This window comes from Plantactinospora endophytica (genome assembly GCF_016862915.1).
In the GTDB taxonomy this organism is placed as follows: Bacteria; Actinomycetota; Actinomycetes; order Mycobacteriales; family Micromonosporaceae; genus Plantactinospora; species Plantactinospora endophytica.
The window spans coordinates 83,210-100,666 of sequence record NZ_BONW01000037.1 but is presented as its reverse complement, the minus strand read 5'-3'; the positions used below and the strand labels follow the sequence as shown (position 1 = coordinate 100,666).

Below are 17,457 nucleotides of genomic sequence, written 5' to 3'. Positions count from 1 at the left end.
GTGCCGACCTGGCTCGGCCCGTGCCGACCTGGCTCGGCCCGTGCCGACCTGGCTCGGCCCGTGCCGACCTGGCTCGGCCCGTGCCGACCGTGCGGCCACGAGGAGCCCTCCGGCGCCGGTGGGCGACCGCCCCGTACCGGGTTGTCGCCCGCCGGTGCCGCACTGCCCCTGTTCTGCCGTTCAGGAGGTCGCCAGTCGTGGTATGACTGCCGAGTGACGGGGCAGAACGGGACAAGGCGGACCGCCCGTGGCCACCGATGACCGGGTCGGGCACCTCGGCGACTCCAGGAGCCAGGGGCGGGCGACCTTCCTGGAACTCTTCCTCGATCTGGTCTACGTCTTCGCGCTCACCCGGCTCTCCCAGCGACTGACCGACGACTTCACCGTCAGCCGCCGTACCCTGCTCTCCGAACTGGGCCAGACCCTGCTGGTACTGCTCGCCCTGTGGCAGGTCTGGCTGCTCACGGCCTGGGTGACCAGCCGGTTCGACCCGCGCCGGATCGAGGTCCAGCTCATCGTCATCGCCTCCATGTTCGGGGCGATGATCATGGCGGTGTCGTTGCCGCAGGCATTCGGCGAGCGCGGCGTGGTCTTCGCCAGCACCTTCGTCGCGATCCAGATCGGCCGCCCGCTCTTCCTGGTGCTGGCCCTGCGCGGACATCCCCGGCAACCGGTGTCGACCCGGATCCTGTTCTGGTCCACGCTCTCCTCGATCGGCTGGATCGCCGGGGCGATCAGCGGCGGCGCCGGGCGGGGAATCTACTGGACGGTGGCGGTGCTGGTGGAGTTCCTCGGCGCCGCCCTGCGCTGGCCGACACCGGGGTTGGGGCGCAGCGACGCCCGCAACTGGGGAATCGGCTCGACCCACCTGGCCGAGCGGTACCAGCAGGTGCTGCTGATCGCCCTCGGCGAGGCGATCCTGGTCAGCGGGTTCGTCCTCAGCGCGGTCGGCTTCGCGGTCGAACGCACCTCGGTCTTCGTGGCGACCTTCGTCACCACGGTGCTGTTCTGGCGGATCTACTTCTACCAACCCGACCCGAAGCTGGCCGAGGCGTTCGACCAGAGCCAGGACCAGCTCCGGTTCAGCCGGGCAGTCGGGTACAACCACCTGGTCATGGTGTGCGGGATCGTGGGCACCGCGGTCGGCTACGGCCTGCTCATCAACGACCCGTACGCCGAGCCGGACCCGACCTGGATAGCGATCATCTTCGGTGGGCCGGTGCTCTTCCTCGTCGGCCGGGTGTGGTGCGAGCGGGAGGTGCACAGTCGGGTCGCGGTGACCCGATGGTGCGGACTGCTCGCGTTCGCCCTGCTCACGCCGGTCGCCGCCGTACTGCCGATGCTGGCCGCGCCGTTCCTCGCCACCGCCGTCATGGCCGGGGTCGTGCTCGCCGACGTACTACGCGACCGCGGCCAACTCGCGATCGAGCCGAACCCGCCGGTCTGACGACGACCGAAACCACAGACAGCACCGACCGTACCCACGGTCGGAGCAGGAGAAGGACCGGCCGGATCCGTGGCCGGACCAGGAGAAGGAGCGAACCATGGCAGAAGCACCCGACTACTTCCGGCCGGAGGGCGGGGCGGTGCTGACCACCCTGCTGATCGTCCGGGACGTCGACCGGTCCCGCGAGTACTACCAGCGGGTGCTCGGCGCGGAGTGCATACGGGAACGCGAGCCCTGCGTCCTGCGGTTCCACAACAGCTATCTCGTGTTGAACAACGAGGGCGGGCCGACGGACGACAAGCCGACGGTCCAGGCCCAGGCTCCGGCCGACTCGGCCACGCTCAGTTGCGCGATGAACATCCGGGTCACCGACGTACGCCGGGTGCACGCAGAGTGGTCGTCCCGGGGCGGGCAGTTCCTCACCGAGCCGAAGGACCACGGCCTGGAGATCCGCTGCTACCTGCGGGACCCGGACGGTTACCTGATCGAGGTCGGCCAGGGCACCGGCATCCTGGCGCAGCAGGGCCTCAGCTCCGGTTGACCGGACAGGTCCCCGGATCATCCGGACCGCAACCGCCGCCCGGCCACCCCGCCGGGCCGCCGTCCGGCTTCGGCGCGTGGACGGCCCACCCAGCGCAGCAGCCAGGACGGAGGCTCAGGACGGAGGCTCAGGGCAGCAGCCAGGACGGAGGCTCAGGGCAGCAGCCAGGCCCAGAAGAGATCGTTCGCCGTCTGCCCCGAGTCCCGCCGGATCGACCGGTAGACCTGCCGCCGGTTCAGCTCCCGGATGTCGGACCGGGTGCGGTTCCGGCGGGAGCGGTCCAGCCACCGGTTGAGCAGTTTCTCCACGGCGAGGCCCTTGAGCACCAGCGCGGCGACGGTCAGTGCCAGGATCACGAACACGATCTGCGCGAGCCGGCTGCCGGGTAGCAGGAGCAGCACGGGTACGCCGATCACCAGCAGCACGAAACCCACCCAGGAGACCAGCGTGCAGCCGACCGCCCACCAGTAGGGCTTCCGTTCGCGCAGCCGGTCCAGTTCCCGGGTTCTCAGCTCGCCAGCCTGCATCCGGCCCTCCGTCGACGGCGGCAGTCGGACATCCGCGAACCCAACGGTAGGGACGACCGTCAACCGAAGCTGGCAGGATCGTCGTCAGCCGACCGACGGGAGGAACAGATGCTGTTGCCGGCACTGGGCGGGGTGCTGCCGGACCGTCCGGACGCGGTCCGGATCGACGGCGAGACGGCCTCCTGGGAGGAACTGCGGACCGCCGCCGCCGGGGTCGCCGGCCGGATCGTCGGGGCGCCGGCCGTCGCGGTGTACGCGACCGCGACGCTTCCCGGCGTGGTCGGGATGCTCGGCGGACTGCTGGCCGGGGTACCGGTGGTGCCGGTGCCGGCCGACGCGGGGCCGGTGGAACTGCGGCACATCCTCACCGACTCCGGGGCCGCGCTGCTGCTGGCGGACACCCCGCCGAAACACCCGGTGCCGGTGCCGGTCGAGCCGGTCCGGACGGCCCGGCCCGCGTCGTCCGGCAGGCTTCCCGAACCATCGGGTACGGCCACCGCGCTGATCCTCTACACCAGCGGCACCACCGGGGCGCCCAAGGGTGTCCTGCTGACCCGGGACGCGATCGCGCACGACCTGGACGCCCTGGCCGAGGCGTGGGCGTGGACCCCGGACGACGTCCTGGTGCACGGGCTGCCGCTCTACCACGTGCACGGGCTGGTCCTCGGGGTACTGGGGGCGCTGCGGGTCGGTTCCCGGCTGGTGCACACCGGCCGCCCGCACCCCGACCGGTACGCCTCGGCCGACGGGACGCTGCTGTTCGGCGTACCGACGGTGTGGTCGAGGATCGCCGACGATCCGGGCTCGGCCCGGGCGCTGGCCCCGGCCCGGCTACTGGTCTCCGGCAGCGCGCCACTGCCGGTGCCGGTCTTCGACCGGCTCGCCGAGCTGACCGGGCACCGGCCGGTCGAGCGGTACGGGATGACCGAGACCCTGATCACCGTCAGCACCCGGGTCGACGGCGAGCGCCGGCCCGGGTACGTCGGGCTGCCGGTGCGTGGCGTCCGGACCAGGCTGGTCGACGACACCGGTGCGGTACTGCCGGCCGACGGGGAGAGCATCGGGGAACTCCAGGTGGCCGGTCCGACCCTGTTCACCGGCTACCTCGGGAGGCCGGAGGCGACCACGGCCGCGTACGCGCCGGACGGCTGGTTCCGCACCGGCGACGTCGCGACGGTCGGGCCGGACGGGCAGCACAGGATCGTCGGTCGGGCCAGCACCGACCTGATCAAGAGCGGCGGGTACCGGATCGGGGCCGGCGAGGTCGAGAACATGCTGCTCGCCCACCCCGGGGTACGGGAGGCGGCGGTGGTCGGCGCTCCGCACCCGGACCTCGGCCAGCAGGTGGTGGCGTACGTCGTCGGCGACGGGGTGACCGCCCAAACGTTGATCGACTTCGTCGCGAGCGGGCTGTCCCGGCACAAGCGGCCCCGCCAGGTGCACCTGGTCGAGGAACTGCCCCGCAACGCGATGGGCAAGGTGCAGAAGCGGCAACTGCTGCCCTGACCGGCCCGGCGCGCCGATCCTTGATCCACTCGGTGGTCTCCGGAAGGGCGCGGGTAGCGTGGTCGGGGGCACACCGCCGAGGAGGCGGTCGCCGGGCGACCGGCACGGGGTGCCATGGTGACAGCAGGCTCGTCGGGCGATCCGACAGCGTCTAGCGGACCGGAGGAGCGCGCGTGCAGACCCGCACAGATCTCGTCGAGGACCTCATGGGGCGCTTCCCGCACATCCCGCGCGAGGCGGTTCTGAAGGAGGACCTGCTGCGTGGCGGGATGGCGTTCGACGACTCGGCGCTGACCGACAACGAGAACGGCGAGGTCAAGCCGAAGTCGTACTTCATCTTCTCGTTCGACCACCGCACCCTGCCCGAGCTGGGTACGGCGGCGCTGCGCCGGCCGCCGGAGGAGATCGTGCTGACCGGCGGCCCGTACGAGCTGCGCCGCACCGTCGTCTCGGTGCGGGTCAACCCGGACTCGCCGTACCGGGTCAAGGACGGCGGTGACGGGGTGCTCCGGCTCTACCTGGACGACCGGCCGATCGCCGACGTCGGGCTGCCGCCGATGCCGGAGTACTACCGGCACACCCTCGCGGGCGGCAAGTCGGTGATGGAGGTCGCCCCGACCATCCAGTGGGGCTACCTGATCTACCTGACCGTCTTCCGGGTCTGCCAGTACTTCGGCGCCAAGGAGGAGTGCCAGTACTGCGACATCAACCACAACTGGCGCCAGCACAAGGCGGCCGGCCGGCCGTACACCGGGGTGAAGCCGGTGGACGAGGTGCTGGAGGCGATGGAGATCATCGACCGGTACGACACGGCCGGCGCCTCGCGGGCGTACACCCTGACCGGTGGCAGCATCACCTCGAAGGTCGACGGACTGGCCGAGGCCGACTTCTACGGCCGGTACGCCAAGGCGATCGAGGAGCGCTTCCCGGGCCGGTGGATCGGCAAGGTCGTCGCGCAGGCCCTGCCAAAGGCCGACGTGCAACGGTTCCACGACTACGGGATCCGGATCTACCACCCGAACTACGAGGTCTGGGACAAGCGCCTCTTCGAACTGCACTGCCCCGGCAAGGAGCGGTACGTCGGCCGCGAGGAATGGCACCGCCGGATTCTCGACTCCGCCGAGATCTTCGGCCCCCGCAACGTCATCCCGAACTTCGTGGCCGGGATCGAGATGGCCGAACCGTTCGGCTTCCGGACCGTGGACGAGGCGATCGAGTCGACCACCGAGGGGCTCCAGTTCTTCATGTCCCGGGGCATCACACCCCGGTTCACCACCTGGTGCCCGGAGCCGACCACCCCGCTCGGCCGGACCAACCCGCAGGGCGCGCCGCTGGAATACCACATCCGGCTGCTGGAGGCGTACCGGGCGACGATGGAGGCGAACGGCCTGACCAGCCCGCCCGGCTACGGCCCGCCCGGGGCCGGTAACGCGGTCTTCTCGGTCAGCTCGTTCATGGACACCCTGCCGCCGAACTGACGCCCCGGCCCGGCCGCCCAGCGGGGCTCGACGGCGTCGGTCAGGTCAGGGACTTCGCGAGCCAGTGGTCGACGTAGGGGTCCTCGGTGAAGGCCGGTACCTCCAGAAAGCCGTGCCGGGCGTAGAGCCGACGCGCCTCGACGAGGTCCTGCCGGGTGGTCAGGCACAACCGGGTCACCCCGTGACCCCGCGCCAGCGACTCCAGGCTGTCCAACAGCCGGGACCCGATCCCGCGTCCGCGTGCGGTCGGCGCGACGTAGACCCGGTGCACCTCGGCGGCGTACCCCGACAGCAGTCGTAGCCCGGCACAGCCGACCGCGACACCGTCCAGCCGGGCCACCAGCAGGGCGCCGTGCGGTGCGTCGAGGTGCTCCGGCGGGTTGTCCCGGAGCACCTCCTCGATCCGGTCCGGGCTCGGCCGCCGCCCGTCGTACCTGCGCAGGATCTCCTCGAAGTAGGCCCGGAGCAGCCGTCCGGCCTCCGCCGATCCGGGTGCGACCCGATCGATCCGAGCGTCCACCAGGGTCCACCCGACCCCGGTCGGGCCGCCGGCCCGCACGCCACCTCCACCGTCAGCCATGCCGTCAGGATCGGACCCCGGAACGAGGTCGCTCCTCCCCGTGCGGCGGGACGCGGTTCCCCCGCTGTCGGGAGGTGCTCATCCCAGTATCTCGGCGTCGCTGATGTCCTCGACGTCCACCGGCTGTCGGCGCTCGACGACGACCACCAGGCCGAACGGGTCGCAGACCGGAAACCGCCCCGCCAGGAAGTGCACCTGCCACGAGCCCTCGGGAGCGTTCGGGTAGAAGTTGAACTGCGGCTCTTCCAGGGGAAAGCTCTCGACCCGGAACTCGCGGTACGGCGCGACCTCCGCCTCGGTGACCCCGAAGAAGTCGGGCTCGTCGAACAGCTTCCGATGTACGAGCCGGAGGGCTGCCGCCAGGTGCCGGTCGACGTCGCCGATCACCTCGGCGACCAGCGCCAGGTCCACCTGGTCGAGATCGTCGTCCCCGTCGAGCATGACGTGCAGCGGGACCGGGGTGTCGAGAAGCGCGCTGGTCGGCGGCGGCTGGCGACTCCACATCCGGATGCCCTGCGGCCCGTGCTCCAGCTCCAGCGTGCCGATCCCGGGCAGTTCCCGGGTCTCCGCCTGTTGCCCGGGCAGTTCCCGGGTTTCCGCCTGTTGGCGGGGCAGCGGGTCCGGCGCAGGTCCGGCAGTGGCGGTCACCCGACCGCCCCGGAACGGCGGGCGGTCGGCCGGGTCGACCGGATCGGCCGGGGCGGCCGACTGTGCGGTCCGGCGTTGCCCACCAGGTCGGGATTCCAGGCCGGACCGACGTCCGGACGGTCGACGGTAGGGACGCCGACCGGCAGTCCCGGATTGGTGACCGTCCCGCGAACGGGGCGCCGAACGTCCGTTGTGTCCATGGCCGGAAAGTATCGCCGACCTCTACGACACGCCATGGGTCGGCTCGCCCATCCCGGGGCCGGCCGACGGTCGGTCCGGTCGTACCGGTCCGGCGGCGTCGCTCCTTGCCGGACTGTTGGATCATGTCACCGAGGCGATCCCGAAGTTGGAAGGAGCCGGCATGGCACAGCCGGATGGCGAGGCGGCCGACGCGGAGCGGAACCGGCCGCCGGGCGTACGGGACGATGCCGTGCCGGGCGTACCGGACGATGCCGTGCCGGTGGTCGCGGACGGTTCCGGGCGGCGGACGCGGCGCTGGCCTCTGGTCGCGGCGGTGGTGCTGCTGGCTGGCGCGGCGGCGCTGCTCGGCGGTCTCTACCTGGAGGCCGACCGGGACCGGCAGGACCAGCGGCGCCGGGTGGCGGAACTGACCAGCCGCGAGGCCGAACTGGTACGGCAGGAGGCGGATTCGCGGCACCGCGCCGCCGAGGCGCAGCGGCAGTTCGACGCCGAGCGGGCCCGGTTCACCGCCGTCGAGCCCTGCCTGCGACAGGTGACCTCGCCCGCCCCGATCGAACTGCTGCCCGAAGCCGACCGTGACCGGATTCTCGACGAGGCGATGCGTAACCCGCCGAGCCGCTCCGGACGGACCGTCCGGCTGGACGAGCTGACCCTTCCCCGGGCGATCTTTCCGGCCTGCGAGGACGTCGCCCGGCAGTTGAAGTAGTGGACGAGCACCGCCCGGAACCCACCCGCCGGAGCCGCCTGCCGGCACCGGGGTCCGACCCGGTCGGACCGGCCAGGCCGAGACTGGTCCGGCGGCTCGACCGGCTGGCCGCCCGCCGGTTCGTGACCGTCGTCGCCGGCCCGGACACCGGCAAGACGACCCTGCTGCGGGACTGGGCGACCCGGTGGCCGACGGCCTGGCACACCCTGCTGCCGGCCGACCGCGATCCACGGCACCTCTTCGAGGCCCTGGCTGCGGCACTGCGAGGCGTCGGCGTCGAGGTACCGGCAGCGAGTACGCCTGACACAGCGGGTGCGGCGGACACGGCAGACGCAACAGACGTAACGGGGGCGCCGGACGCGGCGGACGTAACGGGGCCGCCGGACGTAGCGGACGTCATGAGGGCACCGGAAGAGGCGGACGCAGCGGGGGCGCCGGAGGCAGCGGGGGCGCCGGACGATCCGGTCGGGCTCGGCCGGCTGCTCCTCGGAGCACTGGCCACCGGTGCCACCGGCGCGGACGGCAGTGTCCGGTTGGTGCTCGACGACGTGCACCTGCTCGGCACCGGGCCGGCCGCCATCCTGCTGGAAACGCTGGCCGCCGGGCTGCCCGCCGGCACGGTGCTGGTACTCGCCGGGCGCGACCCGGTGCCGTTCCCGGTCGACGTACTGCGATCCGCCGGCCGGCTGGGCGAGATCGGCCCGGCCGACCTCGCACTCACCCCGGCCGAGGTAAGCCGACTGCTGGCGGCGGCGGGCGCGGCGGGACAGCACCCGGCGATCCGGCGCGGCGCGCTGGACTGTGCCGCCTGGCCGGGACTGGTCGCCGCGATCGCCGGCCTGGCCGCCGGAACGGCACATCCGGTGCTCTGGTCCCCTGGAGACAGCCCAACGGCACATCCGGTGCCCTGGTCCGGTGCGGGTGGGCCACCGGCACCGCCCGACCTGGCCGACCTGTCCGTGTCCCTCGACGAGGGCGACCTCGCCGCGCTGTGGGTACTGTCGGCGGTCTGCCGGGCCGGTCCGGCAGCGCGGATCCGTAACGTCGCGGCGTACGACCGGGCGGTGCGCGAACTGGTCGACCCGCACCGGCTCACCGCAGGTGACCTCGCCCCGCTCCGGGCGACCCGACTGGTTCTCGGCGCACCGTCCGGGGTACCCGACGTCGACCTGGTGCTCGCCGAGTCGGCGGTACGCGACGGGCAGCACGACGAGGCGCTGCGCTACCTCGCGGCGGTACCGGCCGGAATGCCGCTGCCGGCGGCGCTGGCCTGGCAACTCGGCGCACTGCTGCACCGGCGGGGCGAGTTCGACGACGCGGAGGCGCTGCTCGAACGCGCCGCCCCGGGCGGCACCGCGACGGCGGGCGGGCTGGCGGACCAGGCGCAGGTGATGGCGGGGCGGGCGGCGGTGCGCTGGGCGCGCGGCGACCGGACCCGGACCCGGGAACTCGCCGACGAGGCGATCCGGCTTGCCGAGCAGAGCCGGGACGACGCGGCGATCGCGGCGGCGTACGTCGCCCGGGCGCTGGCCGCGTTCAGCGAGGGTGACCGGGCCGGCAACGAGCACGCCTACGCCCGGGCGCTCGCCGCGGCCGTCCGGGCCGGTGACCTCGTCCAGCAGTTGCGGATCCACTGCAACGTGGGCTCCCGGCTGGTGGAGGAGGGGCGGTACCGCGCGGCGACCGAGGAACTCGGCTCGGCGATCCGGCTCGGCGAGCAGACCGGCCAGCGACTGCTGCTGGCGCTGGCGCTGCACAACCGGGCCGAGGCGTGGCTGGGACTCGGCGAGCTGGGCCGGGCACGGACGGACGCGGACGCGGCGCTGAGCCTGTGGCAGCGCGACGGGTCGCCGCTGGCCGCGTTCGGGCTGCTGCTGACCGCCCGGGTGCACCGGGTCTGCGGCTCGACCAGCCAGGCGGTGGCCGCCTACCAGGCGGCGTTGGCGATGGCGGAGCCGGACGGCAACGCGCAGGTGCTGATGGAGGCGTGCGCCGGACTGGCCCGGACCCGGTACGCCGACGATCCGGCCGTGGCCGCCGAGTACGCCCGCCGCGCGCTGAAGATGCCGAGCGCGAACGGGCCGACCGTGGCCGAACTCGCCGCCGGCTGGGTGGCGCTCTGTTCCGGTGACGCCGGTACGGCTCTCCGACATGCCGAGCGCGCCCGCGCCGAGTCGGGGCCCCGACGCGATCCCGCCGGACTGGCCGAGGCGATCGAACTCGCCGCGCTCGCCACCGGACTGTCCGGGGCGTCCGAGTCGGCGGGTCCGGTGGCGGGCGGCGGCAGCGGTGTCGGCCGACTGGGCGGCGGCAGCGGTGTCGGCCGGCTGTCGGGGCGTACGACGGTGGGGCTGGTCGAGGCGGCGCAGATCTGGGCCGAGGCCGGCAACGAGGTCGCGTTGGCCACGAATGCGCTGCTGCGGGCGAGGTTCGGGGCGGACCGGCCGGCCGAGGAGGTCGCCCGGCAGCGGCTGCACCGGCTCGGCGTACGCGAGGGGGCCTGGCATGTCGCCGGAGCGCTGGCGGCGGTCGGGCCGGCACCGGTCCCGGAGGTCGAGGTGCAGACCCTGGGGTACTTCGTGGTCCGGCTGGCCGGGGTGCCGGTACCGGCCGCCGGCTGGCAGTCCCGCAAGGCTCGGGAACTGGTGAAGGTGCTCGCCGGTCAGCTCGGCCGGCCGCTGGGCCGGGAGACCCTGGCCGCCGTGCTCTGGCCGGAGGCGCCGTCGGAGGTGGCACTACGTCGGCTGTCGGTGCTGGTCTCGACCGTCCGTGCCGTGCTGGACCCGGAACGGCGGCATCCGGCCGACCGCTACCTGGGCACCGACCCGGCGACGGTACGGATCAACCTGGACCGGGTGTCGGTGGACGCCGTACGGTTCCACGACGCGGCCCGGGCGGCGATCGCAGCGGACGGCGCCGGCCCGCCGGACGGGCGTACCGGGGCGAACGGGATCGGGCCGGTAGGTGAGCGGGAGCCGGCGGGCGGCGTCGAGATCCTGGGCCGGCTGGAGGCCGTCGTCGGGATGTACACCGGCGACTTCTGCGACGACGGCGAGGTGACCGGGGACTGGGCCGGGCGTCCGCGCGCGGCCCTGGCGGAGCTGCATCGTGAACTGGTCCGCCGGTTGGCCCGCCGCTACCTACGATCCGGGCGGCCGGAGGCGGCGGTCGGTTGGTACCTGCGGCTGACCACCGAGGACGGTTACGACGAGTCGGCACACCTGGGTCTGGTCGGCGCGCTGTCGGCGGCCGGGCGGCACGGCGAGGCGGCCCGCCGCTACCAGGACTATCTCGACCGGATGCGGGAGATCGAGGTAGTACCGGCCGCCTTCCCGACGGCCGCCGCAGGCCCGGCCGGTGCCTTGAACGATTCCTGAACCGCCTCCGAACATCGCCGACCATGATGAACCTCCGGACGGCCGGTGGGGGCCTGCCGGACACGGCGGGATGAGCGCGGAGGCGGCGGATGTCCAGTTGGCGGCGGTCCGGGTCGCTGCTCGTGGCGGCCGTTCTGCTGGTCGGCGCCGGGGGGTGCGGGCTCGGGCCCGGTTCCGGCGGCGGGTCGGCGGACGGCGAGGCCGCGAGCGAGGCGGGACGCACCTACGGGTACGGCCCGACCCGCGACCGGTCGGTCAGGTACCAGCCGGACGTGGTGCTCGTCGAGGGGGGACCCGACGCCGTCCGGTCAGCCAGCGCGGACGGTACGACCTGGGTACTCGACGCCGACGCGCCCGGCGCCGACGAGCTCGAACCGGGCCGGATCATGTACGCGACCAGCCGCGCGGTCGGTCGGGTGGAGCAGGTTCGGCGGACCGGGGACGACCTCGCCGTCACGCTCTCCCCGGTGACGCTGACCGAGGTGTTCCGGGACGCGCACTTCCGTTCCGACCGAACGATCGACGACGCGGCGCTGGCGTACCAGGAGGTGCCGAGGCTGCCCGGGGCGGTGAGCGTGCCCTCGGGTACCCGGTCGCCCGAGGACGCCGTCACTCCGATCGGCCTGACCGCCGGTGCCGCCCGGTCCCGCCCGACGGCCGTCCCGGGCGGCGCGGCAGCGTCGCCGGACGGCACCACCGTGCTGGCGCTGGATCCGATCCGGCTCGCCCCGGCCGGTGCCGGCCGGCTGCCGCCGGCCCGGGAGCGGAACTTCGCGGTCACCGTCGGCGACTGGGAGGCGCAGCCGTACCGGACCCCGGGCAAGCTCGGCCTGAAGATCGGGTACGCGGCCAACGAGAACCTCAAGGTCTACATCGACTTCGCGATGAACGTCGACAACCTGCGGATCCGCACCGACGTGCCGATCTCGAACGGGCGGATCGGCGGTGCCGCCACCTTCGCCGTCGACGGGATCCGGAGCATCTCGGTCGACGTGGCGGCCGGCGCCGCGAACGGCGCGGACGACAACAAGAAGGTCCGGGTCGAGGTACCGGTCGAGATCAACATCCCGATTCCCGGTGAGGCGCTGGTCTACAGCAACACCTGGAAGTTCATCGTCACCACCGGGCTGAGTGGCCGGAACACCACCGTGAAGGCGGCCGGGGAGTGGGCGGTCAACGGCACCCTCGGCATGATCGACGGCAGCCTCCAGAAGCCGACCCTCTCGGTGGTCCGGAGCATCATGGACTCGATCACCGGCATCTCGGTCGGCCCCAGCGGGCTCGCCTTCGCGGTGGAAACGAAGATCCAGTTCGGTATCGGCATCCCGGCCGCCTTCGCCGGCCCGTACGCCAAGCTCGTCGTCGACCTCGGCGTCACCAACGGCTCGGCGCTGGGCGCCCCGCTGGCCCGGTGCGTCTCGGCGAGCCTGAACGCCAAGGTCGGCGGCGGGTTCGGGGTGACCGCCTCGTCCGTGGCAATCGCCGAACTGCAGAAACTGCTGCCGACGAAGCTGAAGTTCGAGTTGGAGAGCGAGAAGCTGTGGCCGATCCACCGGGCGGCCCAGACCCTGCCGAACGTACCGCTCTGTGTGGGCTGAGAGGACTTCCCTGATGATCGTCCGTACCCGCCTGGTGCTGGTGACCCTGACGACGCTGGCGCTCGCCCTGCCCACCGGGTGCGGGCGGTTCGCTGCCGGGGACCCGTCACCGGCCGCCGAGGACGCCCCGCCGGCCGCTGCTGCGGATGCCGGTCCGACCGCCGGGCCGACCTCCGGGGCAGCGCCGGCGTCCCTGGACGCCTGCGTCCTGGTCACCAAGGACGACGCCGAGAAGCTGGCCGGTACGCCACTGGACGACGCGGTACCGATCCGGGAGACGTGCAGCTACACCGGACCGGTCACCGGCCCGACCGCCCAGGTGGAGGTCTACGTCGGGGACGGCGCGAAGAAGTTCCTCGACATCGAACGCGAACTCGGGCACGAGATCTGGCCGCTGCCCGGAATCGGCGACGAGGCGTACGCCGAGGACGGTGCCTTCTTCGTCTTCAAGGGTGGCCAGTGGGTCGCGGTCAAACTCGTGCTGCTGAACGACCCGAAGGAGAGCCGCAAGCCGCTGGAGGAACTGGCCGCCGTCGTGGCCGGCCGGATGTGACGCCGATCCGGCGCCACATCAACCCGACGTGACGCCGGCCGGAGTTGACGCCGGATGTGACGCCGACTCCGGTGTGACGCCGACCTGAGGTGATCCAGGCAGAGGTCGTGTCGGCCGGCAACCGGTGCTGGCGGCGCGCTCACTCGGAGGTGGTGTTCGTGGTGGAGGGCACGCCGTCGGTACAGGTGATGGTCATCTGCACCGTCCGGTTGCCGTGCCGGAACCTGATCATCGTGGCCGGCGCCGGGCCCGCCTCGACCTCGTCGGTCCGGTAGGGGCGGTTCGGCGCCCAGGACAGCAGCCAGGCGTCGCCGCCGGTGCAGGTGGCCTGGACGGATCCGCCGTCCGACGACAGGGTCTTCTCCTCGGGCTCGGGGGTCGGCGGCGGTGGCGACTCCGGCGTCGACGGTGCCGGCTCCTCCGGCGTGGTCGGCACCTCGCCGTCCGGGACGCCGCCGCCCGGGTTCCCGCCGGGCTGGCCGCCGGGCGGCACTCCGGTGACCGGGCCGGGCACGATGGTGCCGGACGGCGTTCCCGACATGCCGACCAGCGGTGTCAGTGGCCCCGGCCCCGGTCCCGGTGGCCGGACCGGTGGCGCGGAGCCGTCGCCGGTGCTGCCGGACGGGCCGGTACCCACGGCCGGCCGGCCGCTCGGGCCGGGCTGCGCGGCCCCACCCCGCCGGCCCGCCCCGGGGCTGAGCGGATCGGCGAGCCAGAGCAGCAGCGCGGTGACCGCGACGGCGGCGGCGCCGGTGGCCAGCACACCGGCACGGAACTGGCTGCCCCGGCCACCTGCGGCGCGCGGCACCAGCACGGTCGAGGGTTCGCCGTCGACCGCCGTCGGGGCCAGCGAGTGGGCCAACTCGTCGTCGACGATCCGTACCCCGGCCGCGCGGGCCAGCACGGCGGCCATCTCACGGGCCGCCGGGCGCCGCTCCGGGTCCTTGTCCAGGCAGCGCCGGCACAGGTCGGCGACCTTCGCGGGTACGTCGGGCAGCGGTGGCAGCGGCGTCGGTTCGACGTACACGTGGGCCCGCAGCATCTGGGTGGCGGTCTCCGCGCTCCACGGTGGGCGCCCGGCCAGCAGGCGGTAGAGCAGCACCCCGACGCCGTACACGTCGGAGGCGGGCACGACCGCGCCGCCGCTGATCCGTTCCGGGGCGAGATAGCCGGGAGTGCCGAGCAGTTCGTCGCCCCACTCGTCCGGGTCGCCCTGGCCCACGGCTGCGGCGATGCCGAAGTCGACGACCTTCGCTCCGGCGGGGGTCACCATCACGTTGCCGGGCTTGACGTCCCGGTGCACCAGGCCCCGGTCGTGTGCGGCGGCCAGCGCGGCGGCCACCTCGGCACAGATCCGGAAGACGACCTTGGCCGGCAACGGGCCGGCCGCGACCCGCTGTTCGAGCGTGCCGCCCTCGACGAGTTCCATCACCACGTACGGGATGCAGGTGAGGCCGGTGACCGACTCGCCGAAGTCGTACACCTGGGCGATGTTGGGGTGCGAGAGTGCGGCGGCGGCCCGCGCCTCGTGCCGGATCCGGCGTCGCGAGACCGGGTCCCGGGCGTGCGGCCCGGCCAGCAGCTTGACCGCGACGGGCCGGCCGAGCACCTCGTCCCTTGCCCGCCAGACCACCGCCATGCCGCCCCGACCGAGCTGGTCTTCCAGTCGGTAGCGGCCGCCGAGCACCTGCTGCGCCTCCACGCGAACAGTCTGGCGGCCCGGGTTCACGTCAGTCGGCCCACACGCCGGCCGATGCCCGCAATGTCCTCGATCGGGCAGGAACTCGACCGAACGGGCGAGGCGGGGCCCGGGCGGTGGTCGACAGGACGAGTGCGATTGGCCGAGAGTGATCATGGGACTACTTGTTGTAGTTGCCGAGTCAGGACTACTCGGGCAGATGGACCGGGACGCTGGTGATGACCACGCCGGGTACGTCCCGCAGCGCCCGGCGCAGCCGCAACTCGGTCCGGGTGTGCAGCAGGTGGTGCCACAGGTGCCGGACCACGATCTCCGGCACCACCACGGTCAGGGTCACCTCCGGGCGTACCGAGTGCAGGGCCTCGACGTACTGGGCGAGGGGTCCGATCACGGTCCGGTACGGCGAGATGATCGTCTCCAGCCGCAGGTGGTCGCCCCAGGTCTCCCACTGCCGGCGGAACCGGTCTGCCTCCTCCTGCTCCGGACTGAGGTGCACGGCGAAGGTCGGCTGCCCGAGCGAGGTGGCGTACGCCAGCGCCCGCAGCGCGGCCAGGTTGAGCCGGGCCACCGGTACGACCACCAGGTGCCGTACCTCCCCGGGAGTGAGGTCGACCCGCAGGTCACCCGGGCCGCTCGTCTCCCGCACCTGGTTCGGTCGCGCCTCCTCCGAACCTTCGGCCGAGTCGGGTCCACCCGCTGTTCCCGGCGCGACCTGCCAGTCGGGTCCACCCGCTGTGCCCGGCGCGGCCTGGCCGGTGTCCGGTTCGGGGGCCCGTGCCCGGCCGCCGCCCTGCCCGGAGCTCTGGTGTGCCTCGGCGACGGCCGGCGGCAGTGCCAGTGCCTGGCGCATCGCGTCGTAGTGCGACCTGATGTGCCGGCAGAACAGCACCAGCAGCGGCACGGCCAGCACCGCCACCCAGGCCCCCGCGACGAACTTGGTGATCGCGGCCGTGACCAGCACCAGCGCGCTGAGCAGCGCGCCGAAGGCGTTCAACGCGGCCCGACGCCGCCAGCCCCGCTCCCGGTGGTGCCGCCAGTGCATCACCATCCCGCTCTGCGAGAGGGTGAAGGCCAGGAAGACGCCGACGGCGTAGAGCGGGATCAGTGACTGGGTGTAGCCGCCGAAGGCGACGAAGACCAGCGCCGCCGCGCCGGCGAGCGCGACGAGTCCGTTGCTGAGTGCGAGCCGGTCGCCGAGGTGCAGGAAACGCCGGGGGGCGTACCCGTCCCGGGCCATGAAGAACAGCAGCCGGGGAAGGTCGTTGAACGCCGTGTTCGCGGCCAGCAACAGCACCATCGCGGTCGTCGCCTGGATCAGCGCGTACCACGGACCGTGCGGAAACGTGCGGTGGGCGAGTTGGGAGAGCAGCGTCTCGTCGGCCCTCGGCACCAGGCCGTTGAGGTGGATCAGGATGGTCAGCCCGGCGAAGAGCACCACGAGGAGGGCGATCATCCAGGTGAGGGTGGTCCGGGCCTGACGCCACTCCACCGGCTTGAAGACCGGCACCGCGTTCGAGACCGCCTCGATGCCGGTCATCGAGGTCGCGCCGGAGGCGAAGGCGCGCAGCACAACCAGCAGGCCGAGTCCTTCCACCGCGCCGACCGTCGGCGGCGGGACCGGGCTGAACCCCCGCTCCGCCGCCCGGACCACACCGACGGCGAACAGCAGCAGGATCGCGGCGATGAACAGGTACGTCGGGGTGGCGAAGATCTTCCCGGCCGCCCGGACGCCGCGCAGGTTGCCGGCGAGCAGCGCGGCGATCACCAGCAGCCCGAGCGGCACCGTGAACGGGGTCAGGGCGGGCAGCGCCGAGGTGATCGCCTGTAGGCCGGCCGCCACCGACACCGACACGGTCAGCACGTAGTCGAGGATCAGGCCGGCTGCGGCGGTGAGCCCGAACCGGGGCCCGAGACTGTCGCTGGCCACCAGGTAGGAGCCGGCGCCGTGCGGGTACGCGTAGACGGTCTGCCGGTACGACGCGCCGACGGTGATCATCAGTACCACCAGCGCGGCGGCGATCGGCAGCGAGAGCCCGAGCGCGCCGCTGCCGGCCAGTACCAGGATCGCGAGCATCGCCTCCGGCCCGTACGCCACCGAGGAGAGCAGGTCCGAGGAGAGCACCGGCAGGGCGACCAGCTTCCGCATCCGTTCCTGGAGCACCGCCGCGCTGGCCAGCGGCGGTCCCAGCAGGGCACGCCGGACGCGACCGGTGGCCCGGCCGAGCCGGGTCCCGGTGGTACTCGTCGAGCCGGTCGCGGTCAACTGTCCGTGCTGCTCGGTCCGGAACATCTCGATCCGGCCCAGCCGGTGGAAACGGCTCGGCGCCGGCCGGTGCCGGTACTGCTCCAGGCTCGGATCCAGCGGCAGCCGGGCGTCCCGGGGCGGCTGGTCCCGCAGGTCCGTCCGCCACCGCCGGCCGACCTGGTGCAGGGCGGCCAGTTCGGTCTCGTTCAGCGGCGGGAACTCGGCGGACGGGCTGAAGGTGATCGTCGGGTGCTCCGGGGGCGTCGCACCGTCCCCGTCCCGCTCCTGCCGCCCAGCCATGCTCCGCCTCGTCCCGCACCGCCCCCGCCTCGCACTGTCACCGATCGGGCG

The 17,457-nt window shown here is 73.2% G+C and carries 13 protein-coding genes; 8 read left to right on the top strand and 5 right to left on the bottom strand.

Annotated elements, in window-relative coordinates:
- Nucleotides 1–247: 247 nt before the first annotated feature.
- Complete coding sequence (locus Pen02_RS31470; protein ID WP_203869783.1) at nucleotides 248–1,447, top strand: low temperature requirement protein A; 1,200 nt, start codon at nucleotides 248–250, stop codon at nucleotides 1,445–1,447.
- A gap of 97 nt (nucleotides 1,448–1,544) precedes the next feature.
- Complete coding sequence (locus tag Pen02_RS31465) at nucleotides 1,545–1,988, top strand: VOC family protein (protein ID WP_203869782.1); 444 nt, start codon at nucleotides 1,545–1,547, stop codon at nucleotides 1,986–1,988.
- Between the two features lie 152 nt (nucleotides 1,989–2,140).
- On the opposite strand, the gene Pen02_RS31460 is transcribed toward Pen02_RS31465, so the two are convergent.
- Nucleotides 2,141–2,515: a hypothetical protein gene (locus Pen02_RS31460; protein ID WP_203869781.1), complete on the bottom strand. Its 375-nt coding sequence runs from the start codon at nucleotides 2,513–2,515 to the stop codon at nucleotides 2,141–2,143.
- A 108-nt stretch (nucleotides 2,516–2,623) separates the two neighbouring features.
- On the opposite strand from Pen02_RS31460, the gene Pen02_RS31455 reads away from it, so the two are divergent.
- Together Pen02_RS31455 and Pen02_RS31450 are read left to right on the top strand one after the other, a co-directional pair.
- Nucleotides 2,624–4,021: an acyl-CoA synthetase gene (locus Pen02_RS31455; RefSeq protein WP_203869780.1), complete on the top strand. Its 1,398-nt coding sequence runs from the start codon at nucleotides 2,624–2,626 to the stop codon at nucleotides 4,019–4,021.
- Between the two features lie 173 nt (nucleotides 4,022–4,194).
- A complete protein-coding gene (locus Pen02_RS31450; protein ID WP_203869779.1) occupies nucleotides 4,195–5,499 on the top strand; it encodes a radical SAM protein in 1,305 nt (434 codons plus the stop codon).
- Between the two features lie 40 nt (nucleotides 5,500–5,539).
- Here Pen02_RS31450 and Pen02_RS31445 read toward each other — a convergent pair whose 3' ends face one another.
- Both Pen02_RS31445 and Pen02_RS31440 read right to left on the bottom strand, forming a co-directional pair.
- The gene (locus tag Pen02_RS31445) at nucleotides 5,540–6,079 is read right to left on the bottom strand and encodes a GNAT family N-acetyltransferase (RefSeq protein WP_203869778.1); all 540 of its coding nucleotides are present in this window, start codon (nucleotides 6,077–6,079) and stop codon (nucleotides 5,540–5,542) included.
- 78 nt (nucleotides 6,080–6,157) lie between these two features.
- A complete protein-coding gene (locus Pen02_RS31440; RefSeq protein WP_203869777.1) occupies nucleotides 6,158–6,727 on the bottom strand; it encodes a hypothetical protein in 570 nt (189 codons plus the stop codon).
- A gap of 361 nt (nucleotides 6,728–7,088) precedes the next feature.
- Between Pen02_RS31440 and Pen02_RS31435 the strand changes: the two genes are divergently transcribed.
- The 4 genes from Pen02_RS31435 to Pen02_RS31420 all read left to right on the top strand — a co-directional run bounded on the left by Pen02_RS31435 (nucleotide 7,089) and on the right by Pen02_RS31420 (nucleotide 13,162).
- Nucleotides 7,089–7,634, top strand: a complete 546-nt coding sequence (locus tag Pen02_RS31435) for a hypothetical protein (protein WP_203869776.1) — start codon at nucleotides 7,089–7,091, stop codon at nucleotides 7,632–7,634.
- Complete coding sequence (locus Pen02_RS31430; protein ID WP_203869775.1) at nucleotides 7,634–11,011, top strand: ATP-binding protein; 3,378 nt, start codon at nucleotides 7,634–7,636, stop codon at nucleotides 11,009–11,011. The genes Pen02_RS31435 and Pen02_RS31430 overlap by 1 nt, the downstream gene beginning before the upstream one ends.
- An 89-nt stretch (nucleotides 11,012–11,100) precedes the next feature.
- Nucleotides 11,101–12,609, top strand: coding sequence for a hypothetical protein (locus Pen02_RS31425; RefSeq protein WP_203869774.1), 1,509 nt, complete (start codon nucleotides 11,101–11,103; stop codon nucleotides 12,607–12,609).
- A gap of 13 nt (nucleotides 12,610–12,622) precedes the next feature.
- Nucleotides 12,623–13,162 (top strand): hypothetical protein, encoded by a 540-nt coding sequence (locus tag Pen02_RS31420; protein WP_203869773.1) that lies wholly within the window; start codon nucleotides 12,623–12,625, stop codon nucleotides 13,160–13,162.
- 139 nt (nucleotides 13,163–13,301) lie between these two features.
- Here the strand turns inward: Pen02_RS31420 and Pen02_RS31415 are convergent, their stop codons facing one another.
- Together Pen02_RS31415 and Pen02_RS31405 are read right to left on the bottom strand one after the other, a co-directional pair.
- On the bottom strand, nucleotides 13,302–14,864 hold the full coding sequence (locus Pen02_RS31415; RefSeq protein WP_239141609.1) for a serine/threonine-protein kinase: 1,563 nt from the start codon (nucleotides 14,862–14,864) through the stop codon (nucleotides 13,302–13,304).
- Nucleotides 14,865–15,048: 184 nt separating this feature from the next.
- On the bottom strand, nucleotides 15,049–17,406 hold the full coding sequence (locus Pen02_RS31405) for an APC family permease (RefSeq protein WP_239141607.1): 2,358 nt from the start codon (nucleotides 17,404–17,406) through the stop codon (nucleotides 15,049–15,051).
- Nucleotides 17,407–17,457: the final 51 nt, after the last annotated feature.

Excerpts from the sequence above, each read along its gene's own strand:
- Pen02_RS31435 (WP_203869776.1), top strand. The coding sequence starts at position 7,089 with ATGGCACAGCCGGATGGCGAGGCGGCCGACGCGGAGCGGAACCGGCCG.
- Pen02_RS31460 (WP_203869781.1), bottom strand. The coding sequence starts at position 2,515 with ATGCAGGCTGGCGAGCTGAGAACCCGGGAACTGGACCGGCTGCGCGAA.
- Pen02_RS31405 (WP_239141607.1), bottom strand. The coding sequence starts at position 17,406 with ATGGCTGGGCGGCAGGAGCGGGACGGGGACGGTGCGACGCCCCCGGAG.
- Pen02_RS31445 (WP_203869778.1), bottom strand. The coding sequence starts at position 6,079 with ATGGCTGACGGTGGAGGTGGCGTGCGGGCCGGCGGCCCGACCGGGGTC.
- Pen02_RS31425 (WP_203869774.1), top strand. The coding sequence starts at position 11,101 with ATGTCCAGTTGGCGGCGGTCCGGGTCGCTGCTCGTGGCGGCCGTTCTG.
- Pen02_RS31420 (WP_203869773.1), top strand. The coding sequence starts at position 12,623 with ATGATCGTCCGTACCCGCCTGGTGCTGGTGACCCTGACGACGCTGGCG.
- Pen02_RS31465 (WP_203869782.1), top strand. The coding sequence starts at position 1,545 with ATGGCAGAAGCACCCGACTACTTCCGGCCGGAGGGCGGGGCGGTGCTG.
- Pen02_RS31455 (WP_203869780.1), top strand. The coding sequence starts at position 2,624 with ATGCTGTTGCCGGCACTGGGCGGGGTGCTGCCGGACCGTCCGGACGCG.